The organism is bacterium (genome assembly GCA_024742285.1).
Classification (GTDB): Bacteria; Myxococcota_A; UBA9160; order UBA9160; family UBA4427; genus UBA4427.
In genome coordinates this window covers 625,666-650,705 of sequence record JANSYR010000001.1, presented here as the reverse complement: position 1 = coordinate 650,705, position 25,040 = coordinate 625,666, and the positions used below count along the sequence as shown (strand labels likewise).

The window sequence follows — 25,040 nt, the reverse complement described above, 5'->3', positions numbered from 1 at the left end:
TTCTCGGGGGAGCGCGCCGAGCGCGTCGTCAGGTCGCGGCGAGATCCCGCCGCACGCATCCTTCGAGCCCGAGAACGAAATCGACGCCGAGCGCGGTCGCGGGCGTGTGATAGCCGGGGGACGTCCCCCCCTGCGCGACCTGCTGGAGGGCTGCGAGGGCCGCCGTCGCCGTGAAGTCGTACGGGCTCGGCGTCTCGAGCATCGCGCGGGTGCGCTGCCCCTCGACCCCTTCGACCTCGGCCACGATCGTCGTTCGCGTGCCGGCCCGGTCCTGCTCGCTCGGGCCTTCCGGTGCGCCCCGATCGACGCGCGCCTTGAGGAAGGACTGCACGACGTCGAGCCGAAGGAGGGGGGCGACGAGCCGCGCCACGCGGAGCGCGCGCGGGATGCCGCCGCTGGCGACCATGTAGGTCTCGATGTTCGGCGCGCCCGTCGAGTGGAAGGCGGTCGCGACGTCGCCGAGCGGCATGCCGATCGCGCGGACCGGCCCGGCCCCGAAGTCGAAGTCGCGCTGCAGGCTGCCGATCGGGAGGTACGCGATCACGCCGTCGCGTCGGATCGCGAGGCCGCGACCGACGAACTCGATCAGGGTCTTGGCCGTGCCTCGCGACACGCCGCTCCCCATCCCGGCGATCGCCAGATGGAGGCGCAGCGGCTCGGGGACCTGGCCCGCGACGTACGCCGCCAGACAATCGGTCGGGACCACGTCGAAGCCGACGCCGGGAACGAGCGCGATCCCGGCGTCCCGCGCTTCGTCGTCGCGCCGCGCGAGGGTCTCGAACACGTCGAGCTCGCCGGTCACGTCGAGGTAGTGGGTCCCCGTCGCCAGACAGGCGGCGACCATGGGCGCGGCGGTCGCGGAGAAGGGGCCGGCGATGTGCAGGACCGCCGCGACGTCTTCGAGGGCGGCGCGCAGACGGGGGCCGTCGTTCAAGGCGACCGATCTCGTCTCGAAGCCGAGCGGCTCGGCGACCGCCGTAAGCTTGTCCGCGTCGCGCCCGCCGAGCACGACGTCGACGCCCGTCGCTGCGGCCTCGGCGGCGACGAGTCGGCCCGTGTAGCCGGTGGCGCCGTAGACGAGGAGGCGAGAGGACGGGGACAAGGCGATCTCCTGGGCGCGGCGAGCGCACGCGTGACTGCGAAGATAGCCCGGACGCTGGCCCGGCCGGTCGCGGTTTGCGAGGCTTTCGGCGCTGCCCGGGCAGCTCTTCCTTCTATACCTACATCTACATACACGCAATCTACGCAGGAGAACGCCATGAAGGCCGCCGTGATGCGCGCGAACAACGCCCCCCTCGAGATCGAGGAGCTCAACATCGACGATCCCGGTCCCGGCGAAGTCCTCGTCAAGACCGTCGCGAGTGGCATCTGCCACAGCGATCTCCACGTGATCGAAGGCGGTCTTCCGCTGCCGCCCCCGTGCGTGCTCGGCCACGAGCCCGCCGGCATCGTCGAGAAGGTCGGCCCGGGCGTGACGAGCGTCGCCGAAGGCGATCACGTGATCGCCTGCCTCTCGCGCTACTGCGGAACCTGCCAGTTCTGCACGGGCGGCCGTCCCTATCTCTGTACGGCCGGCTTCACCGGTCGTCCGGGCGGCAACCTGACCCCGGCGCTGACCGACAAGGACGGCAACCCGGTCATGCAGTTCACGAGCCTTTCTTCGTTCGCGGAGAAGATGCTCACGACCGACATGAGCGTGGTGAAGATCCGCGACGACATGCCCCTCGACCGCGCGTGCCTGATCGGCTGCGGCGTGACGACGGGCGTCGGCGCGGCGCTGCACACGGTCGACATCCGCGCGGGCGACACCGTCGTCGTGATCGGCTGCGGCGGCGTCGGCCTCTCCGCGATCCAGGGCGCGCGCATCACGGGCGCCGGCAGGATCATCGCGGTCGACGCTCAGCCCTGGAAGTTCGACCTCGCCCGCGACTGCGGCGCGACCGACTGCGTCGATGCATCCGACGGGAAGGCGCTCGAGGCCGTGATGGACCTGACCGGCGGCGGTGCGGACTACGTCTTCGAGTGCATCGGCCTCGTGCCGACGATCGAGCAGGCGGTCCAGATGACGACCCGCGGCGGCACGACCGTGCTGGTCGGCGTACTCCCGGTCGGTCAGACCGTCCAGATCTCGGCCTCGGACCTCACGCTCCAGGAGAAGAAGATCACCGGCTCGATGATGGGCTCGAACCGCTTCCAGTTCGACATGCCGCGCTACGTCGATTTCTACCTGGACGGCCGTCTCCGCATCGACGAGATGATCTCCTCGCGCATCCCGCTCGAAGAGGTCAACGAAGCGTTCGACGCGATGCGCAAGGGCGAAGCGGCGCGCCAGGTGATCATGTTCGACTGAACCTTCGCCTGCGGGCGCTCGGCGAGTCTGGAGCCACGACGGGGGGCCGTTGGCTCCGCGGGCGTTCGGTGAAGGCGGTTCGTAGACGATCGCGGCTGTTGATTCGAGGCGCCGTCGTACCGGTTCGGTACGGCGGCGCTTTGCGTTTGTGCGGGGGGGCTTGATTCAATGATCGATTCATTCGGGTTCGCAACCGTTCCAATCCGAGATCGATTCTTCGTAACCCTCGCCACACGATTCGTATGGTCCTCTAGAAGGCGTCGTTGCCGGACGCCTCGGAAAGGACCCGATGGTGCGGGACAACGGTTGGGAGCGAGTCTTCTTCTTCCTGGATGGCGTTCGGCAGTCGGCCGCGCGCCCCTCGCGCGCGGCGGCGCTCGTCGTCCTCTTCTGCGTCTGCGCGGCCGGACCCGCGGCGGCACAGGATGCGGACGCGGCCGAGGGCGCGGCGGCGACGGCGGACGCGGCGGTCGAAGAGATCTCGGTGATTCTCGAACGACTTCGTCGGGAAGGCGCCGCCGCGGAGGAGGCAACCCAGGAGGCGACCCCGCAGACGGCGCCTAGCGCCGAAGAAGCTCCGCCGGAAGATGCTGCGGCCACGGACCCGACGCTCGAGGAGGCAATCGACCGCGCCGAAGCGTCCGCCGAGCGCGCGGAAGAGGCTGCCCGGGTTGCGCGGGAGAAGGCCTTCGAGGTCAAGGAAGCGCTCCGTGTCCACCGCGAGCGATTCTCACGTGCGGGCTTCTACGCGGGCGCGTCCGGGATCTACGCCGTCGAGAGCTTCGATGCCCCGAGCTTCACGGTCGACGACAGCCGCGGCGTGGCCGCCTTCGCCGGCTACCGCTTCCACCCACACGTGGGCGTCGAGGCGCGCGGCGAGATCCTGCAGGGCTTCGACGCCACCGCCAAGGATGCGGCGACGACGTTTCAGGAGGCTTCCCTCGACGGCTTCCTCGTGACCGTCGGGCCGAAGGTCTACGCGTTGACCGGTGCGTTTCAGCCCTACGCGGGCCTGGGGCTCGGCGCGATCCGCGCGGAGGTCGAGGGAACCCTCGCCGACGGCTCGGAGGTCTCCGACCGCACGACCGAGGCCGTCGTCCGGCCGTCGATCGGTCTCGACTTCTACCTGTCGGAGAACTTCGTGGTGAACCTCGACGCCGCCTACGTGGCCCCCGGCGGCGACCTCGACGGCCTAGACTTCGGCCTCTTCAGCGCCGGCTTCGCGATTCGCTTCTGAACTTGCTTCCAGAGAAGGAGGTGTCCCCATGCGATCATGGCTTCTCGCGGCGATTCTGGCTCCGGCCTTGACCGGCTGTACGAGCCTCCCCTTCGCGCCCGAGTCGGGACCCGGTGCAGCGCTCACCCTCGTCACGCTCGAGACCATCGAAGAGCGCGAGCGCGAGATCCGCCGCTCCTTCGAAGAGACGGTCGTCTCGCAGGTCGAGACCGCGGTTCGCGAGGCGAGAGAGGAAGACCGGGAGCAGCTCGCGGCGTTCGCCGAGCGCCTGGAGAACTTCGGCGTCGAGCTCACCTCGCTCTCGACCCGCGTCGACACGAACGCAGAGACGAGCCTCGAGCTCGCGCAGGTCGTCGACGGTCGGCTCGGGCAGCTCGCGGTGGAGTCGGCCGCGCTCGCCGCGCAGGCGCGGGCGATGGAAGCGGAAATCGGCGGCCTGCCGGTCGCGACGCTCGATCGGTTGCGGCGCGTGCTCGAAGCACACGTTGAGACGACCGAGGCCGCCGAGGCGGCGGAAGCGCGCGCCCGACAGGCGGCGCCCCCGGCCGTCGGCGTCGAAAGCGGAGGCTAGCCGCCCTCCGGACCGCACGTCTCGGCCGCTGGCAGCGGAAAGCTGCTACGGATGGGGGCAGGCGAGGCGCGTCGGGTGCCTCGTCGCATCCGAGGTCGAGGCGTGCAAGACATCCCCCGCGTCGATCGTTTCGTTGCGCTCGGAGACAGTCAGACGGAAGGTCTGCACGACTACCATCCGGACGGGGGCCCGCGCGGATGGGCGGATCGCTTCGCGGAAACGGTCGCCAAGCACCATCCGGACGTGCACTACGCGAACCTCGCCGTGCGGGGAAAGCGGACCGCGGAGATCCGGCGGACGCAGCTCGAACCCGCGCTCGCGCTCGAGCCGGACCTCGCGTCCGTCATGTCGGGGGTCAACGATGTGATCCGCCCCGGCGCGGACGTCGATGCGGTCGCAGCGGATCTCGAGGCGATGTACGCGGCGCTGGTGGGAATCGGCTGTCGGGTGATCGTGTGCACGTTCCCCTTGCCGTCGACCGGGCTGACCGCGCGGGTCGCCCCGCGGTTGCAGGCGTTGAACGCGCGGATCCGCGAGGCCGCGTCGCGGCACGGGGTCCTCGTCGCGGAGCTCGAGCCGTTTCCGATGGCGGCGGATCTGCGGTTGTGGGCCGGCGACCGGATCCACCTGAATCCGGACGGGCATGCGCGGCTGGCGGCGGCGATGTTCTCGGCGTTCGCGCAGGACGGGGACACGTCCTGGCAGAAGGAGCTGCCGGATGCTCCGGCGCGCGGTCGGCTCGGGGCGGCGGCGAGCGAGGCGGCGTGGATCGCGAGCTACGTCGTGCCGAAGATCGGCCGGATGATCCGGGGCGTGTCGTCGGGAGACGGACGCGAGGCGAAGCGGCCGGGGCTCGAGCGGGTTCGGAGAGACGGCGGCGCCTGAGCGGAGCCAGTGTCAGGTGTCCGCGCGGACGAGCGTGACGGTCAGAGCGCCCACGTGCGCCGGATGCTTGCGACCGGCCGCGACGATCCCGGGCATGACGGCGGCGGATCGTTCGACCGCGGCCTCGACCCCGATCGGCCCGACGTCGTAGAGCGTCAGCCACCTCGCGCGTCGTCCGCCCTGATCGACCCGACGCCACCGGGACACGCCGGTGAACGCGTCGGACGCGAGCATGTCCGGCATGTGCTCGTCGTCGTTCCAGCGATCCCACTCGTCTTCGACGTCCGGATCGTTGCATCCGACGGTCGCGAAGATGTGTCCCGTGAGTTCGGACGAGGGCAGGGGCTTCGCGTTCCAGCGTCCATGGGTCTCGAAGAGATCGGTCTCGATCACGCAGTGGTTCGGATCGAAGCCGCCGCTTCCCCGGAGCGCGCGTTCTCGCTCTTCGAGCGACGAAGCCGTCGCGCGGAGGTCGGCGGCGTCGAGCTCGTAGAGCGTGACGTGCGAGAACCCGACCGACGGCATGCCGGGCGTGGGCTGGACGCTGAGCGCCCAGTGGGATCCGGCGCGAACGCCCGGGGTCTCCGCCATCGCGGGGACGTGGGTCTCCACCATCCAACGGTTCCAATCCGGGATCCGCCGGGCGTCGTTGCATCGGCTGAACACGACGAAGAGGCCGGTCGCGGCGTCGGCTTCGGGCGGCATCGATTCGGACTCCTGGTCGGCGGTCACGGGGGCCGGACAAGCCTACGCCGGATGGCCAACGCGGGCCTCGGGTCGCCGAAAAAACACGCCATCCCGGGCAGTTGGCGCGATTCGGACTCGCGATCGGCGAGGCTTTCGGTACTCTGTGCGGCCGCGGAGAGGTGGCCGAGTGGCTGAAGGCGCGCCCCTGCTAAGGGTGTATAGGTAACCCCTATCGAGGGTTCGAATCCCTCCCTCTCCGCCACTGAGTCTGCGGAAGCAGAGACTCTCGCCAGAGAACCCGAGGGCGATCGAGAAAATCCCGCGGTTTCGCGGGGTTTTAGGGTCTTGGGGCTAGCGAATCCGAACCGGAGACGGAGCGTATCCGGGTCGGTAGGCACGACGTGCCCCCTCTATCTCTGCTGGCAATTCCGGCGGTTCGGATTCGCCGCCTGTGCAGCCTCTGGACCGATCCCGCCAAGAATGGTTGTCGGTGGTTCGGACCGTTAACCGGAATCAGGCGCGCCTTCCGCGGCGCAAGCATGCGTGAGGCGCTTGTTTCCAACGCGAGCATCTCCCCAGCCTATTCATCGACTTCAGCAATCGGACGCCGGCGGCAGGGACACCATTCGGGTATCCGCAGGTTCGGTTCGAGACCTGGGCCTAGGGGCCTTCGAAGCAGCGAGAGAGCTCGAGATCGAGCGACATCTGGATCGCCTCGAAATCTCGAAATCGTTGCGTTCCCATTGCCTGCATCTCCTCTACCGCTTTCGCGTAGTGCTCATAGAGTGCGCTCGCTTCTGGTGGCGGCCAATGCTCGGCGAAGATCAAATGAACGTTTCGATCATCTCCGACGGCTGCCCTCGCAATCTGTCGGCAGACTCGATCGTTCGTAATGAACATCCAAAGCCGGCTGCCCTCCGTGCTCTTCGCGCGAGCCTCCCAATAGGAGATATACGTGAGGTCCCACGCTGTGTTTCGGATGGCCGCTTCGCAGCGTTCGTGATCGCGAGATCGGATTCCCCGGAGCATTCTTCTGCTTCGATGCCGACCAAAGAGCGCGACCGCAAACGTGATCGCAAGAGCATCGAAAAATCCGGGCTCGAGCGACCAATCGATGAACTTCTGAAGATTCTTGAACCCAGACGTCTCTTGACGGTCAAGAATCGCGAGGCGCGTCAATGCGGTCCGATGCCTCTTCCAGTGGAGCAATGGTGAGCCGAGATCTACATGATCACGTCCTCCGACTCGCCTGTTCACGACATCGATTGCCTCATCCCGTACCCAGTTTTCGATCCTCTCGGCACGGCCAAGAGCAACATCGAGATATGCTTGGGGGTGGATATGGTCGGCAACTCGAAAATCGGTGAGCTGTGCATTCGCGTCGTTCACGGATTTCGTTTCGGCGAGCTCATACAGAGAGATGTTCGGTTCGATCTCGATCTTCGCCGTGATCAAGAACGCCATGCATGCTGCCGCGGCTCGATCGGTGTGTGATGCGGCTGTAGAGTGATCGACGACGCCGCCTAGTGCCAGGCGAACCGCTCTCGATATCAGATTGCGATCAAGTATTGCCGTAATCGGGACTCCGCCTACATGTTCGTGATTTACGTACTCGATGAGGGAGTATGGAGAATCAATCTCGATCATCTCCGTTACGAAGGGATCCGCCTCCACGAGGAGGTTCTCGAGAGCCTCGACGTCCACCGGATAAATCGGGATCCAAACTCGTCGGTTGCCGTCGTCAGTTGACATTGGATAAGCAGACTGTGAACTCGAACGGGTGCCTCGAAACCGTACCCAACAACCACTCGGCTGTTCAGATGCCTCCGTGGGTCAGGTAGATGCACAGATCCGATCCGCAAACGTGCGGGCTGAGATCATCTAGCGCACGGAAACTGGACGCTGCTTTCGCGTTGATGGCCGCCACAATGGCAAGATACCATGCACGGATCTCGGGACTGCCGTGGCCGAACAGGACGCAGCTAGACGGCGATTCCAATGTCATCCAGCCGGGAGCACGTATTGACTCAACAGAACGAGACGGACGCCTCGACCATGGCGAACGATGTCGTCTTTCAAAAAGGCGGTTCGAATCTGTTCGATCAGATTCCATCTGGCTCCGAGGGCGACGAACATTGGCTTCACCAGGCGGAGACCGTTCGCAAGCACATGAACGACGTGATGAGCGCTCGGAACGTCGCATTCCTCCTCGGTTCCGGTTGCTCATCAAGGCTCGTGGACGGGCACGAGCTCGGCATACCAACAATGGCGCCGATGGCCCGCCAGGTGCTAGCGGAGGCCGATGGTCCATCGCTTGAGCCCGAGCGATCGCGCTTGCGGGAATCTGTGGGTCTCGATCTCACCGAAAGCGACTTCACTTGCAATCTCGAGCGCCTACTTGAGGTCCTGTACAGCTATCGATTCGCATTAAATCGAAGTCAACAGGCTGACCTCCGAGCGGCAGCTTGTTCTGCCGAAGGACTGATCGCAAAGATCGTCGGGCAGATAGTAGAACTCTGTTCGACAGGCGCGTTCGCTGAGGACGAAACTGTACTCAGCACGTACGAGTCGTTCTATAGGAAGCTTATCTACCGCGATCGTGCGCTCCCGCGTCCGTGGATCTTCACTACCAACTACGATCTATTCAACGAGCGCGCGATGGATCGTCAGGCGATTCCATACTGCAACGGATTCGCGGGAAGTATCGAGCGTCGATTCAATCCGGCGCTCTTCCGCTACTCGCTCGCCGAGCAGATTGACGTCTCCAGTCGCAAATGGACTGCAGTCGATAGCTTCGTCTACCTTTGCAAGCTCCATGGGTCCATCAACTGGGTGCAGGAAGGCGAAGGGCTCTTCCCAATCCGAGAACTACAGGCACCTTCGACCGCGGAGGGTGCTGAGGTGATGATTTTTCCGACGCCCGCAAAGCAGAATCAGAGCCTTGGCGCTCCCTACTCAGATCTCTTTAGAGAATTTCACTCTCGCGTCGTCCGTGATCAGAGCGTTCTCGTGACACTCGGATACGGGTTCGGCGATGAGCACGTGAACAACTTGATTTTTCAGGCGCTCACGATTCCTACGTTTAGATTGGTGTCATTCGTATCCCCTGACTCTTCTGGGATTGTCGAGAAGCTTCGTGAACTGGACGACCCGCGGATCTGGCTAATCGGAGGACGAGGTCCAGGCGGACGGTGCGCGCATCACTTCGACGTTTTCGTTGACGACTTCATGCCGGAGCCACCCAGCGACGAAATTGAGCATGCTGTCGAGGCCGTCGTGCATGAGCTGATTTCTCCGCCCTTCGGAGCCGAAGTCCACGAGGAGTCCGATGATCGCGGATGATCGCCGTCGTGCGATCGGAAACGTTGTGCAGGTTGCTGCCGACCGGTTAGTCGTCGAACTCCACGGTCAGAGTGACACCTTTACGGTAGTGGGCTTCGACGACATCCACTACGTCGCCCGCATCGGTGCATTCGTGATGATTCCAACCGGCCCCGACTATGCTGTTTGCGAGGTAGTTGGCCTTCGCGAAAGAGATGCGTCAACAAACGCTACGCGCAGTGCCGAAGAGGTGCTGGATAAGACTTCTTCCGTCAAGTTTCTTGATGTTGTTCCAGTCGGCACGCTTCCCCAGCAACGAGAGGGCGGCTTTCGATTCGGCGTGTCCACGTTCCCGTCGCTCTACTCGGAGGTCTTGTACTGCAGAGACCACGAACTGGATCGAATCTTTGACGTTGCTCTTCGAGAGGAGCCAGCTGTTGGTAGTTCCAAGTCGGACCATTCAGCCGCTATCGACCACTCGATCCCAACCCGTCTACGCACGCTAACTATTGGTACCTCCGTCGTATTCGAGGGTTTCGCAGTGAAAGCGAAGATCGACGAGTTGTTTGGCGGTCACGTTGCCGTTCTCGGGAATACCGGGAGTGGAAAGTCGTGCACGGTTGCAACTCTCGTCCAGTCGTTATTCGAGAAGACGACTGAGCACCCGGCGCGTGGTGCCACCTTCCTTCTTGTTGATGTCAACGGAGAGTATCGGCAGGCCCTGTCGAAGCTGCCTTCGGCGATCGGGATTCGCTCGTATGTCCTCGGTGCAGACGGCGACTCGATCGGTTGCTCCTCCGAGATTCGATCCTTCCGTATTCCCCATTGGTTCATGTCGGTCGAGGAATGGGAGCTTCTACTTCGGGCGAGCGAGCGAACTCAACAACCTGTTCTCCGAGCAGCACTCGGGCTCACGAGTCTCTTCGGTGCTGGCGCAGAAGGGGATCTTCTAAAGATCCAGAATCATGTACTGGCGCTCTGCTTCCACGGGATCCTGACGAGCGAAGCAGGCAGTCCCACCAAGAAGGATCGAATCACGGGAATCCTGTCGGCTTTCAATACTCCTGATCTCAATCTGGGTACGATCAGCCCATTGATTGCAATCAGCTACGGTGAGATGGTCGGTGCCGACGCTCTCGTGGACCTGCTTCAAGCACATATTCGCGATGACATCGATTTGCCAGGCTATCGCCACATCCCCTTCGAGTTCCGGCGTTTGGAGGACGCACTGGAACTGGCTCTGCTCTACGAAGAGGCTCACGGGAACCGCCAGATCAGAGACTACTGCGCCCAGCTATTGACGCGATTCAAGTGGATCAACGAGAGGGATGAGTTCAGATTCCTGAGGAGTCCACTCGATGATCTACGTGACTACGAAAGGGACCCTGGAACCTTCGTGGAGCAGCTGCTAGGCCTCGAACGACGCGATTCTGACCTCTGCAAGGTGGCGCAAGTTTCCGTAATCGATCTCAACGAGGCAGACGACGAGGTCGTCGAGGTGGCTGCCGCAGTGGTCGCCCGGCTCGTCTTCGAGAGACTTCGGCGGGCCGATCCGCGAAATCGGTTGCCTGTGAACTTCGTGTTAGAGGAGGCGCACCGATACATTGCAGAGCGACCTTCGCGGTACGCGATCGACGCGGGAAGAACGTTCGAGCGCATAGCGAAGGAGGGTAGAAAGTATGGTCTGTTTCTGATCGTCGCTTCGCAGCGGCCAAGTGAGCTATCAAAAACAGTTCTGTCGCAGTGCGCCAACTTTGTTGTGCACAGGATTCAGAATCCCGACGATCTCGCGCACATTCGTCAGATGACACCATTCATCTCCGAGAACGTGCTGAAACGCCTTCCATCTCTTCCGAAGCAGCATGCGCTGGTGTTCGGAAACTCTGTCAACATTCCCACAACCTTTCGCGTGCGCGATGTTGATCCGAAGCCAAAGTCCGATGACGCACGCATTAGTGAGTTGTGGTTTCGGCCCGAAGGCGAGCCCTCGGAGCTGAAATAGCCCGATCGAGTGGACCGCAACGTCGCACCATGCCTGTGGACGACGGCTCTAGCTCGCACGCTCGGGACGTCACTCGGTGTCGAGCACGAAGCGAGGGGGCACGTCAGAGACTCCTACGCTCCTGGCCGTCGCGGGGTAGTCCGTCCGTGAATGCTAACCACGTTGCTGACTTCGCCACTGATGTTCGTCAGCCCTGATACAGCGCGCATCACTGAGATATCCCACCCGAGTTCTGAGCTGATACTTGCCGGCGAGATACCTAGTCGCTCCTCGGCTACCGCGATCGAGTTAGCTACGAGCTCCGCGGGCTCGTCGCTCACGACGCCGGGCTCGTTCGTTCGCCAACCTCGTTTGCTGATGTAGATGTATGCTCCACGATACTGACGCGACGAGATCAGCTTGAGGTCGAACGCTCTCCTAATTAGAGCCTGAAGGCTCACGCCCCACCGCTCCTTCATCCTAACGAGGGCCTGCCAATCCATTCGTGCTCCGCGCGGAAACTCCCGGGGGAAGCTTGACCGCGGAAGGAGAAATGCGCTCGCAAACCTATCGGCCTCAGCCTCGCGATCCGCATCTTCCGTGGAGATCCCGACGTGTCCTACGAGGTGGGCACACTCGTGGGACGAATCGAATCTCGAGCGCGCTGGGCAGCCTTTCGCGAGATTGCGAATCACAATTGGGCGAGGGCCATACCAGGAGAATGCGTCGACCTGGTTTGATACTCCGTCGAACGTCGAAACAACAACGCCAGCTCGCTCAAGCACGCGGGTCACGTTGTCTATGGGAGCGTCTAGACCAAGACCCCATGCGTTTCGGCAGGCTTCGGCACCCCGTTCGATACTCTCGGTAGACGACAAATCGACCGTCGGCAACGAGACTTCCGGCAAGTGAAGATTTCGGTCAAGCCACGCGACAAGTTCCGCGAAGAGGGTGCCCTGGGCGACGGCCCGACTACGCATGTGTTGCGGCGTCGCTCGGCGCTTTCGAAAGTGGCACTCGTCGTCTCGCACTTCATTCGCGATCGGCGAAGCGAAGAATCGAGAGTGGAATCCGAGAGCGCGTGCGCAGGAGTCGTGAAGTTCGGCTGATGGAAGCTTTGATCCCGTTTCAAGCTGATGCACGAACTGGCGGCTTACCCCGAGCTCGCCTCCAAGCTCCGCTTGAGTCATTCCTCGAAGCTGTCGCGCCAGACGTAGACGTGTTGAGAACTCCTCCTCAACGGCCGCCCGAAGGTCCATCGCCGTCCTCTTCCTTTCGGTCCGCTGTCCGGACCTCGACTACGGGGGGTGCAAGCTTCACCGGTTGCGGCGTGGCGGACACGTCGTGGAGCACTCGTACATCGCCATTGAGGGGGATACTCCAAGCATTCCGAGTCTCGCCGCTATCGCGAACCTCAAGCATGAAGATCTCGAGAACGCGCTCGTCTGCGTCCGTTGCGACGGCGATTCGCCAGAACCATCCCGATTCGTTGTCGTCGAGGAACGCGAACGCTTGCTGCTGCTGCTCCAGCTCGCCGGGACAGATCCTCAGCAAATTGCGATTTGGATTGTCCGGATCGCCTCGATAGAAGCGCACGGGCACGCCGCCGATCTTGAATATGAAATGTAGCGACGAGTCGTGGATGTCTAGCCAATCGAACTTCTCGCTGGCTCTATTGAGCTGCTCGCACGACCTCTCGTAGACGCGGCAGCCGTGCCCCCAAGCGCGATCTCCACGCTCGGCGCTGAAATCCTCGAGTGCGTCATTTCGCACGTCGCGAAGGATCTCCGCGACTATTCTGAGCCGTTCCTCGGTAAGACTGAAGTGTCGCTCCCAGGGCTTCTTCGGACCCATCGATCGATCTCGTACTTTCTGCCTGGGGGGAGGTGGAGAGAAAAGTAGCAAATTCGCTCATCTGTCAACCTCTAGCGTCGCGATCCTGGTGTCGGAGCGCGAGGCTTCGCCGCTGCTCGCTCCAGCTGAGAGAAATCTCTGTGCGTCGTATAAGGGACTCTGTAGTGAGATCGACGGGCTGTTCACCTGCCGAAACGCTCGAAACCGCGTCCGGGCAGAGGAAGGCCAGCGGCATGAGTGCTCCGACGAACCGAGCGGAGATGCCCTCCTTCTCACCGACCTCTTCCAGCGACCTGACGCGGCCATCCGACAATTCTTGGAACCACCTGTGGGCTCGCGCAATCGCCCTGAGAAGCGCGGGATCAACGTCGGTCGCAACCGAGCGTCGTTCGGGTCTTTCGAGCACGAGCCGCTGCTCGACGCCACGCTTTCTGAAACGCGCCGCGATCGACCGTCGAATCACGTCGACATCCCTCGAGAGAATGCTCGAGAGATCGATGTCCAGTATCAAGCCGTCCGCGCCAAGCACGACGCATCGGACAAGCTCTAGAGAGTGTGTCGGTCGCTCCGGAACTTGCCTTACGAGGCTAGCTGCTTCCGCGCGGTTGACCCCGACTTGTCGAGCAGCATCGACCAGCTCGGCCGGATCCGAGAGAAACTCGATCACACCTCGCTCGACGCACCGCTCGAGATCCCGAGCAGGCAGTCTCCATCGGGCTCCGGCCTTGCGATTCGCTCCGTCCTTTTCGATCGCAGTCGATTCCCGCGACACGTAGTACCGATATCGCCGCCCAGATTTTACGGTGTGACTCGGCGTGAGCATGCCGCCGTCCTCGTCGAACAGCTTGCCTCGGAGCGGACTGTGGCTCTCCGCGATGTTCTGCGCCGGTCGATTGGGCGTCTGGTTCGCGAGCTGCTTCTGAACGCCATCCCACGTCTTCCTGTCGATGATCGGCTGATGCTGCCCCTCGTGGACGGTCCCCTTGTGGCCGATCTGGCCGACATAGATCGGGTTGTTGAGGATGCGGTGGATATGCCCACGCCCGAGCGGAAGCCCTCCTCGGTGTGATCCATCCTTGAGCTCCCGGACCTTGCTCCTGAACCCCAGTCGATCCGCCTCCTCCTTCACTCGCTTCACGGTCCCAAGTTCGAGGTAGAGCTGAAAGAGTCGCCGCACGATCATCGCCTCGGCCTCGACGATCTTGAGCGTCCGCCCATCCGCCTCGTACCCAAGCGGCACGAGACCACCCATCCAGAGCCCCTTCCGCTTCGACGCCGCGATCTTGTCTCGGATTCGCTCCCCCGTGACCTCGCGCTCGAACTGTGCGAACGAGAGCAGCATGTTGAGCGTCAGCCGCCCCATCGAAGTCGTCGTATTGAACTGCTGCGTGACGGAGACGAACGAGACTTTGTGCACGTCGAGCACCTCGACGATCTTCGCGAAGTCGGCGAGCGATCGAGTGAGCCGATCCACCTTGTAGACGACCACGATGTCGATCTTCCCATTATCGATGTCCGCGAGGAGCTGTTGCAGCCCCGGCCGATCGACGTTTCCGCCCGAGAATCCTCCGTCGTCGTAGCGGGTCTTGACCGGCTTCCAGCCCTCCCCCGCTTGGCTCTTGATGTACGCCTCGCAGGCCTCTCGTTGGGCATCGAGCGAGTTGAAGTCCTGCTCCAGACCCTCCTCGGACGACTTTCGGGTGTAGGTCGCGCAGCGTCGTCGTCCCGTCTTCTCGCCGCCCATCCTAGGACTTGTCCTTCAGGCCGAAGAACCGAGGCCCCGACCAGCGGGCGCCCGTGATCTCGCGGGCGACGGCCGAGAGCGAGGGCCAGGTCTTGTCCCGGTACTGGACCCCCTTCTCGAGGACGATCACCTCGTGGACGGTGCCCTGCCACTCGCGGAGGAGACGGGTGCCGGGCTTGATCTTCGGCCCCGTCGGTCCAAGCGGTTTCCCCGCTTTTAGGTCGGCGGCTGCCTTCTCGAGCTTTCGGCGCGTCTTCTTGTCGAGCCCGCCGTAGACCTTCTCCTGCATCTTGTAGGCGATCGCGTAGCAAAGGAGCTTGCGGCTCATCTTGTGCGGGGCGGGCGTCCCGTAGTGCTCAGTCCAGCGCTGCTTCAGCTCGTCACGAGGGAGGTCGGGGAGGGCCTCGAGCTCGGCTTCGAGGGCTTCGTTTCGGGGGTAGGGGTTCCCCATGGATCGACTCCTTGATCGGTCTCCGGGCATGCGCCGAGAGTTCGATCCGGGCCGTCCATCGGTCGGTCGTGCTGTCTCGGGGAGCCCAGAGAAGGCTCCCCATGCACGCTTCCCGAGGGAGGGGAGTCAAGGCGAATCCGGGAGAGACGCGTGTCTCCGGGACGGTATTCGCCTTCCATTCGCGGCGTTTGGATGCCTCGGCAATCGGAGCCGAAAGGGCGGACGACGCCGCGAATCAGAGGGACGGCGAGCCGCCATCGAGGCCTGGGTTCAGACCTCCCGGACGCTCCTAGTAGAGGCCCTCGTACTCCGCGCACCGCGGGCAGTAGACGATCGACCCGTTGTGGATCGTCCAGAGCTGATCGTCCGGTCGAAACTCGGCCTGCTCGGCGCAGTCGCAACACTCGGCGCCGGGGCGTCGCTGTAGGAGCGCGGCGACGCGAATTCTGAAGAAGCTCATGTGATTCTCCCTTTCGGTAGTCAACGTCGATGGGAGATGATCCCCGTGACAGATCCGGTCACGCCTGGCGGCGAGGCTAGCTGTCGCTCGATGGCCCGCCGGGTCCTTGGCGCGAGCGCGGCAGGCCACAGCGCGTGTCGCGGAGGCCCTCCAGGCCGTGCGGGCCGGGTGCCCTAGTCGTTGAGCGCGACCCCGAACTGCGGCCCGACCGTCCGGATGTACTGCTCGACGTGCAGGATCCGCCGGTCCTTCTTCGGGTTGTCTCGGAGGCATCGGATCTCGAGCTGCGCCACCGGTCGCTCGGTCACCCGAGTCTTCTCGGGCGTCCTCGTCACGTAGCCCGAGGAGCCCGTGTAGCGGCCATTCTTGTTCGTGTGGGCGTAGGTGCTGACCCGGGTCCGCGCGGGCGTCACGCGGACGTCGCGGTTCACCTTCGAGTTGTCCTTCACCGCGGCCATCCAGGGGTAGCCCGCCTCGCGGCAGAGCTCGGCGCCGCGGAGGAAGGCCATTGATCGAGTCTGCGTCTCGGTTGCGTAGCCGTTGCCGCTAAAGGTGACGGCGTAGGTGTCGGTCCCGAGGCGGACCTCGGAGTAGCCGCCGCGCAGGCCATTGGGCTGATAGGGGGTCGCCGCGCAGCCGGCGAGGAAGAGGGCCGCGAGGGCCGTGAGAGCGATTCGAGAGGCCATGGGTCGTTCTCCTGGTCTCGTCGGAGGGGTGGACTCCCCGTCCGCATGGCTCCCGATGTCGGACTCTCAGCAACTTTGCTGTAGTCAAATTTGCTGCAAAATCGATGCTTTACGCCCATGGCGGCAGCGCGGCGGAAGACTCGAGGAAGCGGATCTCGGCCGCGGGATCCGGCCAAGGCAAGGCGTCGCCGCGAGCGCGCCGCCGTCTTCGGGGCGAACCTCCGACGTCTCCGCGAGAAGATGGAGATCAGCCAGGAGGCGCTCGGAGCCGAAGCCTCGGTTCACCGCACTCACGTCTCGCTGATCGAGCGTGGTCAGGTCGACCCGACGCTCATGACGGCCGTCGATCTCGCGAACGCCCTGGGCGTCTCCCTAGCCGACCTCGTCGAAGGGATCGAATAGCCGGCCTCAGCTAGCTGAACCCGAAGTCAGGCCCCCCGAGCTGCCGATCGATCGTGAATAGAATCGGCGCGACGGGGATCGATTTCCGCCGCCGTTGCTCCTTGGCCGCCCAGGTCAAGAATTGCGACAGACTGTCGACCTGATCGTCGTAGCGCCCGTAGGGAAAGGCGAGGACCTCCGAGAGAAACTCGTCGAGCCAGGGCGCCTTCGCCGGCAGGAACACGCGCCCCGCCTCGATCACCGCACTCTGGCCTTCGAGTCGCGAGATCTTGTCTCGGTCGGGCTTGATCGCGATGGGTCGCACCTTGCCCTCGTCGCGCAGCTCCTGGATCAGCGAGATGCCCGATCCGGCGTCCTCGATGAGGACGGTCTTTGCCTCCCTCGCCTCGGCGAGTGCAACGATACGCCGTTTCAGGTCGGGGAACTCGAGTCGCCGCCGATCGACGTGGAGCAGGTAGTAGTCCTTGCCCGACATCAGCCAGGTCGTGCAGACCGAGTAGTCATTCGATGCGTTGGCCTTGGACGCCGTGTCCCAGCTCTGGACGATCCGATCGCCTCGCTTCGGCTCCGGGAGGCGGTCGTAGGTCGCGAGCCAATCACGCTGGATTAGAGCGCCGCCCGGCGGTACCGGGGCCTGCTGGTACTGCGCCGAGAAGGACTGGCTGCCCATCGCCGACCGCAGCTCCTCGAGGGCCGAGAGGGGCTCGCGCTCGGCGTGCAGGATCTCGCCCTCCGCTCGGTGATAGAAGCGGCCGTCGCCGAGGGGCACGTCCATTGCCCGGTCGGCGATCGCCGGCAGGTTCAGGTGGACCCAGTGCTGCCCATCCTTCTCGAGGACGTGGCCCACGAGGTCGTCGACGTGGAGCCGCTGCATGATCAGGATGATCACGTCCTTCTTCTTGTCGTCCAGCCGTGAGGTGAGCGTCGAGTCGTACCACTCCGAGACCGCCGCACGCTTGGTCTCGGAGAGCGCCTCGGCGGGCTTCATCGGGTCGTCGATGATGATCAGGCTGCCGCCGCGACCCGTGAGGGTGCCCCCGACCGAGGTCCCGAGCCGGTAACCCTTGGCCGTCGTCTCGAACTCGGTCTCGGCGTTTTTCTTGGGGTCGATCCGGGTCCGCGGAAACAGCTGCCGATACCAGTCCGAGGTGATCACGGCCCGTGTGTCGCGGGCGTGCTTCGCCGTCAGGTCCTGCGAGTAGCTCGCGCAGACGATCCGCTTCGAGGGGTCGTGTCCTAGGGCGTAGGCCGGGAAGGCGACCGAGGCGCAGATCGACTTCAGGTTCCGCGGGGGCAGGGTGATGATCAGGCGCCGGATCTCGCCGCGCATGGCTCGGCCGAGCTCGTAGGCGATCGCCTCGATGTGCCAGTTGGGCACGAAGGTCTGGCCCGGGACGACCGTCTGAAAGACCCTTTGCGTGAACGCGACGAGGTCGTGGCGGAGGAGGGCGTGGAGTAGAGCGCGATCGTTGAGACTCATTCCGGGTCCTCCGGGTCGTCCGCTATCTCGCCGAGAGTCGGCCGCGCCGACGCGTGGTCACGGCCCGCCCGCCGCGCCTCGAAGGCCGCGAGGATCTCCAGCTCGTCGTCGTGCAGCGGCTCGATCTCGCCGGGCGCGTCCTCGCCGGTATCGAGCAGCCGCATCATCAGACCCGTGAGGAGGCGCCCGGATCGGGCATCGCCTTTCAAAGTCTTGGCGACGAGCGTCTTCACGACCGCGCGCTGCTTGCTGACTCGGCGCGTCTCCTCGCCCTCGCGGACGACGATCTTCTCGCCGAGCTCCTCCATCAGGTCGGTCTTGAGGTTCTTCGTGCCCTTCGGGCGGCCGCGAGGATTGCCGGACTTGCCCGGCTTGAACTGGGTGTGCTTCGGGGGCTTGCCGTATCCGACCTCGTAGTCGGCCTCGGGCGGCGTCTTTGACTCGCTCATCGGACGACCTGAAGATCGGCAGCGCTGGCCTCCGACTCGTCGTCAGGCTCGATCGGCGGATCGGGCTCCGCGGCGCGCTCTGCGGCAATCTCCGAAAAGCTCCGCCCCGACTCGACGTGGATCGCCTCAAGCAGGGCGTGCTCCTCGAGGCGACGCAGGGCGGCGTCCACGTACTTCGGCTCGATCTCGAGGCCGACGCCGACGCGTCCGGTTCGCTCGGCCGCGAGGAGCGTGGTGCCCGATCCCGCGAACCCGTCGAGCACGAGGTCACCGCGGCGAGTGCAGTCGAGGATCGCGTCGGCGACGAGGCGGACGGGCTTCACAGTGGGGTGGATGCCGAGCCCGCCCTCGCGCTCGGGGCCGAAGCTATTGACGCCGGCGTAGTTCCAAACGTTGCTTCGGGTCCGACCGTGGCGGCCGAGCTCGACGTTGTTGATATGCGGTCCCGTCCCGTGCTTGAAGACGAAGACGAACTCGTGCTGCGATCGATAGAGCGATCCCATCCCGGCGTTCGTCTTCGCCCAGACGCAGATGTTCTTGCACTCGGAGTAGACGGCATCGCCGGCCACGATCAGCTCGCCGGCGTGCCGCCAGTCCATACAGACGTAGTGCAGCGCGCCGGGGAGGCTGAACGCGGCGTGATGCGCGAGCGCCGTCTCAAGGAAGGTCTCGAACTCGGCCGGCGTCATCTCCCCGCTTGCCATTGCGAACTCGTCGTGCTGGATCCGGCCGAGTCCCGAGACGTGGCCCTGAATCGGGACGTTGTAGGGCGGGTCGACGAAGACGGCCTGGGCGCGACCCTCGCCGAGGAGGTGCGCGTAGGCGGCCCCGTCGAGGGCGTCGGCACAGAGGAGGCGGTGCGGACCGATCTGCCAGAGGTCGGCCGGGCGGGAGACGATCGGCCCGGCGGCGTCGGGATCCACTGGGGCATCGGCTGGATCCGTCTCGCTGTCCAGCGCGTCCCCGCCGATCAAGAGATCGATCTCCGCTGTCTCGAAACCCGTCACCTCGAGATCGAAGTCGATGTCGATCTCGGCAAGCCCTTGGAGTTCGAGCGCCAGCAGGTCGCGGTCCCAGCCCGCGTTCTCGGCGAGCTTGTTGTCCGCGATCACGTAGGCGCGAATCTGAGCCTCTGTGAGGTGTTCGATTCGGATCGTCGGGATCTCGATGAGGCCGAGATAGCGCGCGGCGCGGACACGCCCGTGACCAGCGACGACCGTCCCGCTCGCATCGATCAGGATCGGGTTCAGGAAGCCGAACTCGAGGATTGATCCGGCGATCTGACGGATCTGGTGCTGCGAGTGGGTGCGGGGGTTGGTCGAGCGAAGCGTGAGGGTGTCGGGGTGGCGGGGATCGATCCGAAGATTCTGGTCGCTGGTCGAGGCCTTCAGATTGGTGGTGTCGGGTCGAGCTGAAACGGAATGAATGCGGTCGGGCATGGCCGATCTCCTTCGCTGAGGGTTCGAGCGAGGGAGCGTAAGTACCCAGAACTGTGCGAAAAATTGTCCAGTGGAAACTGGACAGGGTTTTAGCTCGAGTTTTTGGGACGACCGGGTCGGCGAATCTTGGCGTCCCGCAAAACGTCTTCGTCGATGAAGACCATCGGGATGCGCCCGGGTCGTGTCGGCCATCCCGGCTGGCGCTCCGGCGGTGACCAGTCCTGCGGGACCCGCCAGACATCTTTCGGCAGCGGCGGCTCGGATCCCTCGCGCGGGTGGCGCCAATGCTGTCCCCATCTTCTCAGCGTCTCGGCCTCTTCGAGGAAGTACGCGAAGTCGTGGGCGCCCTCATAGCCGCAGCTCTCGTCGGTCGTCCAGCGATTCTCGCGAAGGCTCAGGGCGGCCCAGAGGTGCGCGACCGAATGGAAGCGTTGTCGGTGCTTCAAGATCAGCGAGCGAGACGCGGCGACTTCGTGCCTCCTGGCATGCGCGCGCGTGATCTTGATCGCGTTCTCCCACGACGCCAGGACGGGTTCGGTGTTGTGGAGCGCGAAGAGCACCTTGAACACTTCGCCGATCGCCGTTCCGCCGAAGTGTCGATCTTCGAGGTCGTCGATCGACTCGCCCGCGCCGGTGGCGATCTCGGCGAGCTGGTCATAGCCGAGTCGTTGGCCGTCGGCGTGGAATGCCTTGAGTGGCTCCGCGAGGAGCCGCGATGCAAGCGCGCGGGCGCGCGCCCGTTCGAGATCATCCTGTCCCGGATAGTGCATGATGGCCATCGTGGCCATCAGCGGATCAGGTTGATCGAGCGGGAGGAACGGCATGTGGCCGTGATAGCCCTTCTCGCGAATCGGGTCCATTCGAGTCCCTGCGGTCTGCGGCCGAGTTGCGGATTCGCTGCGTGATGACGCGTACTCGAGCCAACTCTTCGTGCGGGTTGCGTGCAGGACCAGAAATCTGCTCGTCTACGGAAGGTTGTCGCGGCGCGGGCGCAAACCTGGATTCCATAGACTGCCCATCGATCACGATATTTCTCGCCAACGTCGACCTAGGATACGGGGTCGACGACCGCGCTTCTGCACGAGGCGACATGGCCTGAGTGGACAATCCATTGGGCTTCTCGAGACATGCACTGGCGCTCGCGCCGACCCTATGGTTGCCCAAGTGAGTAGACTTCCTATGGACGACATTTCGTGGCGCCCCCTGCTCGCGGCCGCGGTGGCACTCGCGCTGACGGCGGTCTGCCTTCGCGCCGCGCCGACTATCGCCGCGGCGGAAACCCACTGGGTGCTCGTCGAGGAGCAATCCCAGCTCTACGAGTCTATTGATGCAGAAGCCGGGCTCTACCGGCATCGGGTCGAAGCGATCTTCCCGTTCCCACCCATAGTTGTCGCCGAAACGGCCTTCTTGCGGGCTGGGAGCGCGTCGAAGGCGAAATCAGGAAAGGTAGAAGTGGTTCTCGAATCGGGAGACCAACGCGTCCTGAAACACGTCGAGATTCACGTTCCGCTCTTGGCGAACAGGGACTTCGTCGTGGAGGTCATCCGATCTGCGCTTCCAGACGGTGCCTATCTGGTCGCTTCTACGGCTCTCGAGAACGAGGGCCCCCCGCCGAAACCAGGAGTTGTGCGCCTCACGAAGTCGGACACCGAATTGAAGATGAGTCCGCTTCCAAAGGGTCGGTCCCGCGTGGAATACCACCAGCGGGTCAAGCCAGGCCCCGCTGTTCCTGGTTGGCTCGTTCGGGGGAACATCCGAAGAAGAGCGCTCGAGAACATTTCCTCCCTAAGAGATGCACTGAACGAGCAATGCATGATCCGGAGATGTGACGGCTCCCACTAGCCACTAGGTCTTGTTGTATTCAGATGGGCTCTTTCCGGTCCACCGCCGAAAAGCCTTGTGAAATGCACTCGCGTCGGAGAAGCCCAATCGATAGGCGATTTCATCTATGCGTCGGTCGTCGTGTTCGAGCAGATGAAGAGCCAAGCCCAGGCGTAGGTCGTCGAGGATCTGGCTGAACGTCAGGCCCTCCGCTTGTAGATTTCGTTTTAGAGAACGAGAACTCATGCCAAGCGCAGTCGCGACATCCTCGACTCCGGGGCTCCCGTTCGCCAACACTCTTGCGACTGCGGATTGAACACGGTCGGCGAACGAATTCTCTCTAGGGATCTCGCGCATTAGTGCGTCAGCATGCTGCTCGAGAATCGTGCGAAGCCCCGCGTCCGCTTTCGGAAACGGCGACTCAAAGGTCGATAGCGGGAACACGACCGAATTCTGTGGTTGGTCGAACCGGACGGGCAGACCGAGTATCGCTTCATAGTCAGCGACGCTCGCGGCGGCCGAATACTGAAAGCGAGCCCCGACTGGAGGACCCCCTGCTACGTCGAGTAGCGAGCTGAGACGAACGGTCTGAGCGATGCCGAACTCACTATCCGCACGGCCGGGGGGATACTCGGAGTCGTGTAGAAGCTGCAGAGCCGCAAGGCCGGTCTCGAACGAGACTTCGATTCGCGCAGCCGTTCGGTAGAGGTCGCTGATGCTAGAGATCCGTTCCACCGCGTCACACCCGGAATCGCTTGCCGCGACCAGGTAGCTGGCGATTCCGAGGGTGGTCAACTCAGACCGCATTCCCACCCGAAGCGCGAGCAGCGTATCTCCAGAGGCTTCGATTGCCTTCTCCCAAAGCGAATCGATTTGGGATTGCCGCACGCGTCTGGTCGCGTCCTCAAGGAAGGTCGGAGGAAACCCGCTCTCCGCGAGGATCTGCTCAACGTCCAGCTCGAGGTCTTGCAGGTGCTGCAGCAAGACGCTGTATCGCTGAAACGAGCTGCTTGGCCCCTGGGGCGTGAGTTGTCGCCTCATTGAAGAAGCGTACGACTCCGGAGCCCAGGTGCCAATCACTCCAATTCGCCCCCAGCACGCCTGGCCCAGGCCGACATGAAAAGAGGCCTCAGTGGACACGAGGAATACTTCTGCAAGCCGTAGTCTACGGCTGTGGCGTGCAGGTAGATTCGCTTGGCGACGGATGGAGGCTAGAGATGGAGCATTGGAGAAATCGCTCGAGTCGGGCGATGCGAACTCTAGCTCGCGTATTCGTAGACCCGTGCGACACCGCGGCGGGCGCGAAGATGGTCGGCTCCTTGACCGGGACCTCGCAGAACAGACTGTTCTCGAGATTCGCTCGTGACCCAAGCGGGGCGCCAATTCTCCTCGGAACGAGACGGCCCGAAGGCACGTTGAAAGACCGGGGCGCGCTAGGGCCACTCAAGCCTGAACGTCTCGGCCATGCCAACTTTGCATGGACGAGGGACGAGGAACTCTGCGCCGAAGGTCTCTTGGACATCACCGCGGATGCGCCTCTTGGTGCGGAGCATCTCACGGATGACCAGGAAGTGTTCATGGTGCGCGAGAAGTTTGCACACACCCGATTGCATGCGAGGAGAGTCTCGGCGCGAGACCTACCTGGCGAAGCAGCGTTGCTTCACATGATGTTCATCCAGATCACGAACCCCATTCTTGTACTCCCGAGCTTTCTGTCCTCCAACGTCCACTCTTTCAGTCCTCAGGGTGCTCGCGCGATCCGAGAGGCGCGGAGGAAGGCACATTCGGCTGCCTGGCTCCCGGCTCAAGATTGGGAGGACGGGCTACGAGACCCGCTTGCGGAGCTGCAGCGGACGCCCAAGCTCCGATGCCTGACAGCTTTCGAGCCGGTCGTTGAACGTGGCTTCGTCGCTAAGACGTTCGCCGCGGAGACGTCGCCGTGAACTCTGCAGCGACCGAGCTCGAGAGACTTTCGGCGCTCGGGCCGTTCGCGCCGGTCGAGAATCCGTACGACCTGTACCGAAATCTTCGCGATGAATCGCCCATCGTGGCTCTTGACGGCGGCTCGAAGGTGTTCGTGATGCGCTACGACGACGTTCGGGAGGTTCTTGCAGACCACGAGCGATTCTCGAACGCTGCGATTCAGAAATCACTCGGGCTTGCGGTGGGTCCGACTCTCCTTGGAATGGACGGCGAGGCGCATCTGCGCCATCGGGCGCTCGTGACGCCCGCCTTGGCTCCCCGGTCGCTCCGCGGAGAATTCCCTCGGCTCGTGGAGCGAGTCGCGCACGAGCATATCGATGCGTTCGCGGGTGCGGGGCACGCGGAACTGTGCGCCGATTTCGCGTTCACCTTTCCACTGACCGTCATGGTTGAGATTCTAGGGTTGTCGCCGGAAAGGGTGCAGGAGTTTCACAGGCTCTCGATCGACCTCATGCTCGTCACGAGCGACCCTGTGCGGGGGATGAAAGCGTCGGAGCAGATTCGCGCAGCGCTTGTGCCGGTGTTCGAGGAGAAGATGGGCCACCCAGGCGAAGGTCTGATTGGAAGTCTTCTTACAGCAGAGGTCGATGGGCACCGATTGAGCGAGCTTGACGTAGCGTCGATAGTTCGCCTATTGGTGCTCGCTGGAGCGGAAACGACGTATCACCTCATTGGTTCGGCGCTCTGTGCGCTCCTGTCCTCTCCGAGTTTATCCGCGCGGGTGGTTCAAGACCGCTCTCTCGTCCCGTTGCTACTCATGGAGACGCTCCGCTGGGAATCACCGTTGGCGACCACCGGTCGCGAGGCCGTCGAGGACGTGGAGCTGCGGGGTGTCCGAATCGAGCGGGGCACCACCGTCCTTTGTCACATAGGGTCGGCGAACCGTGACGAACGCAAATACTCGAATCCGGGCTCCTTCGACATCGATCGAAACGCCGTCGACCACCTGGCTTTCGGAATTGGGCGACACTACTGCGCTGGTTCGCGGCTGGCCTTGCTCGAGGCGGAGATCGGGCTCAACGCGTTGCTCGATAGGCTGGGCGGCCTGCGCATTCAATCCGGCAAGACTCCTCGGATTGTCGGGTTCAACATCCGCGGTCCGGAGCACCTGAACGTCGAATTCGAGAGCCTTTGAGCACGGGCCGGGAGAGATCGAGATGGCTGTCTCGGCAAGCACGAGCTTGGAAGTCCTCTCGCTCCTCGTGTCTGTCGTGGGACTAGGATCGGAATGAGACGAAT

22 protein-coding genes and 1 tRNA gene are annotated in these 25,040 nt (G+C 63.7%); 10 read left to right on the top strand and 13 right to left on the bottom strand.

Annotated elements, in window-relative coordinates; all coding sequences use genetic code 11:
- Positions 1-28 precede the first annotated feature (28 nt).
- On the bottom strand, positions 29-1,102 hold the full coding sequence (locus tag NXI30_02845; protein MCR9093132.1) for a saccharopine dehydrogenase NADP-binding domain-containing protein: 1,074 nt from the start codon (positions 1,100-1,102) through the stop codon (positions 29-31).
- A 156-nt stretch (positions 1,103-1,258) separates the two neighbouring features.
- Between NXI30_02845 and NXI30_02840 the strand changes: the two genes are divergently transcribed.
- From NXI30_02840 to NXI30_02825, 4 genes are all read left to right on the top strand, one after another.
- Entirely contained in the window at positions 1,259-2,350 is a 1,092-nt protein-coding gene (locus NXI30_02840; GenBank protein ID MCR9093131.1) for a Zn-dependent alcohol dehydrogenase, read from the top strand.
- A gap of 289 nt (positions 2,351-2,639) precedes the next feature.
- Positions 2,640-3,587 (top strand): porin family protein, encoded by a 948-nt coding sequence (locus NXI30_02835; GenBank protein ID MCR9093130.1) that lies wholly within the window; start codon positions 2,640-2,642, stop codon positions 3,585-3,587.
- Positions 3,588-3,615: 28 nt separating this feature from the next.
- Entirely contained in the window at positions 3,616-4,158 is a 543-nt protein-coding gene (locus NXI30_02830; protein MCR9093129.1) for a hypothetical protein, read from the top strand.
- A 111-nt stretch (positions 4,159-4,269) separates the two neighbouring features.
- The gene (locus NXI30_02825; protein ID MCR9093128.1) at positions 4,270-5,043 is read left to right on the top strand and encodes an SGNH/GDSL hydrolase family protein; all 774 of its coding nucleotides are present in this window, start codon (positions 4,270-4,272) and stop codon (positions 5,041-5,043) included.
- A 12-nt stretch (positions 5,044-5,055) separates the two neighbouring features.
- Here the strand turns inward: NXI30_02825 and NXI30_02820 are convergent, their stop codons facing one another.
- Positions 5,056-5,748: a DUF4286 family protein gene (locus tag NXI30_02820; protein ID MCR9093127.1), complete on the bottom strand. Its 693-nt coding sequence runs from the start codon at positions 5,746-5,748 to the stop codon at positions 5,056-5,058.
- 155 nt (positions 5,749-5,903) lie between these two features.
- Here NXI30_02820 and NXI30_02815 point away from each other — a divergent pair.
- A tRNA-Ser gene (locus NXI30_02815) sits at positions 5,904-5,992 on the top strand.
- Between the two features lie 398 nt (positions 5,993-6,390).
- On the opposite strand, the gene NXI30_02810 is transcribed toward NXI30_02815, so the two are convergent.
- The gene (locus tag NXI30_02810) at positions 6,391-7,482 is read right to left on the bottom strand and encodes a hypothetical protein (GenBank protein MCR9093126.1); all 1,092 of its coding nucleotides are present in this window, start codon (positions 7,480-7,482) and stop codon (positions 6,391-6,393) included.
- A 303-nt stretch (positions 7,483-7,785) separates the two neighbouring features.
- Here NXI30_02810 and NXI30_02805 point away from each other — a divergent pair, with 303 nt between their 5' ends.
- Together NXI30_02805 and NXI30_02800 are read left to right on the top strand one after the other, a co-directional pair.
- Positions 7,786-9,072, top strand: a complete 1,287-nt coding sequence (locus tag NXI30_02805) for an SIR2 family protein (protein ID MCR9093125.1) — start codon at positions 7,786-7,788, stop codon at positions 9,070-9,072.
- Positions 9,059-11,053 carry a DUF87 domain-containing protein gene (locus NXI30_02800; GenBank protein ID MCR9093124.1) on the top strand — a complete coding sequence of 665 codons (1,995 nt, stop codon included), beginning with the start codon at positions 9,059-9,061 and terminating at the stop codon, positions 11,051-11,053. Before NXI30_02805 ends, NXI30_02800 begins: the two co-directional genes overlap by 14 nt.
- Positions 11,054-12,268: 1,215 nt before the next feature.
- Here the strand turns inward: NXI30_02800 and NXI30_02795 are convergent.
- From NXI30_02795 to NXI30_02775, 5 genes are all read right to left on the bottom strand, one after another.
- Positions 12,269-12,886, bottom strand: coding sequence for a hypothetical protein (locus NXI30_02795; GenBank protein ID MCR9093123.1), 618 nt, complete (start codon positions 12,884-12,886; stop codon positions 12,269-12,271).
- Between the two features lie 64 nt (positions 12,887-12,950).
- Entirely contained in the window at positions 12,951-14,630 is a 1,680-nt protein-coding gene (locus NXI30_02790; protein ID MCR9093122.1) for a recombinase family protein, read from the bottom strand.
- Between the two features lies 1 nt (position 14,631).
- Positions 14,632-15,081: a DUF2924 domain-containing protein gene (locus NXI30_02785; GenBank protein ID MCR9093121.1), complete on the bottom strand. Its 450-nt coding sequence runs from the start codon at positions 15,079-15,081 to the stop codon at positions 14,632-14,634.
- Positions 15,082-15,370: 289 nt separating this feature from the next.
- Entirely contained in the window at positions 15,371-15,541 is a 171-nt protein-coding gene (locus NXI30_02780; protein MCR9093120.1) for a hypothetical protein, read from the bottom strand.
- Between the two features lie 173 nt (positions 15,542-15,714).
- Positions 15,715-16,227 carry a hypothetical protein gene (locus NXI30_02775; GenBank protein ID MCR9093119.1) on the bottom strand — a complete coding sequence of 171 codons (513 nt, stop codon included), beginning with the start codon at positions 16,225-16,227 and terminating at the stop codon, positions 15,715-15,717.
- A 117-nt stretch (positions 16,228-16,344) separates the two neighbouring features.
- Between NXI30_02775 and NXI30_02770 the strand changes: the two genes are divergently transcribed.
- Entirely contained in the window at positions 16,345-16,629 is a 285-nt protein-coding gene (locus NXI30_02770; GenBank protein ID MCR9093118.1) for a helix-turn-helix domain-containing protein, read from the top strand.
- Between the two features lie 10 nt (positions 16,630-16,639).
- Here the strand turns inward: NXI30_02770 and terL are convergent, their stop codons facing one another.
- From terL to NXI30_02750, 4 genes are all read right to left on the bottom strand, one after another.
- On the bottom strand, positions 16,640-18,109 hold the full coding sequence (gene terL / locus NXI30_02765) for a phage terminase large subunit (protein MCR9093117.1): 1,470 nt from the start codon (positions 18,107-18,109) through the stop codon (positions 16,640-16,642).
- On the bottom strand, positions 18,106-18,558 hold the full coding sequence (locus tag NXI30_02760) for a DUF5681 domain-containing protein (GenBank protein ID MCR9093116.1): 453 nt from the start codon (positions 18,556-18,558) through the stop codon (positions 18,106-18,108). Before NXI30_02760 ends, terL begins: the two co-directional genes overlap by 4 nt.
- The gene (locus NXI30_02755; protein MCR9093115.1) at positions 18,555-19,997 is read right to left on the bottom strand and encodes a site-specific DNA-methyltransferase; all 1,443 of its coding nucleotides are present in this window, start codon (positions 19,995-19,997) and stop codon (positions 18,555-18,557) included. Before NXI30_02755 ends, NXI30_02760 begins: the two co-directional genes overlap by 4 nt.
- 89 nt (positions 19,998-20,086) lie before the next feature.
- Entirely contained in the window at positions 20,087-20,857 is a 771-nt protein-coding gene (locus tag NXI30_02750; GenBank protein MCR9093114.1) for a hypothetical protein, read from the bottom strand.
- A 319-nt stretch (positions 20,858-21,176) separates the two neighbouring features.
- Between NXI30_02750 and NXI30_02745 the strand changes: the two genes are divergently transcribed.
- Positions 21,177-21,839 (top strand): START domain-containing protein, encoded by a 663-nt coding sequence (locus tag NXI30_02745; protein MCR9093113.1) that lies wholly within the window; start codon positions 21,177-21,179, stop codon positions 21,837-21,839.
- A 3-nt stretch (positions 21,840-21,842) separates the two neighbouring features.
- On the opposite strand, the gene NXI30_02740 is transcribed toward NXI30_02745, so the two are convergent.
- Positions 21,843-22,802, bottom strand: a complete 960-nt coding sequence (locus tag NXI30_02740) for an AraC family transcriptional regulator (GenBank protein ID MCR9093112.1) — start codon at positions 22,800-22,802, stop codon at positions 21,843-21,845.
- A gap of 955 nt (positions 22,803-23,757) precedes the next feature.
- Here NXI30_02740 and NXI30_02735 point away from each other — a divergent pair.
- Positions 23,758-24,936: a cytochrome P450 gene (locus NXI30_02735; protein MCR9093111.1), complete on the top strand. Its 1,179-nt coding sequence runs from the start codon at positions 23,758-23,760 to the stop codon at positions 24,934-24,936.
- Positions 24,937-25,040 lie beyond the last annotated feature (104 nt).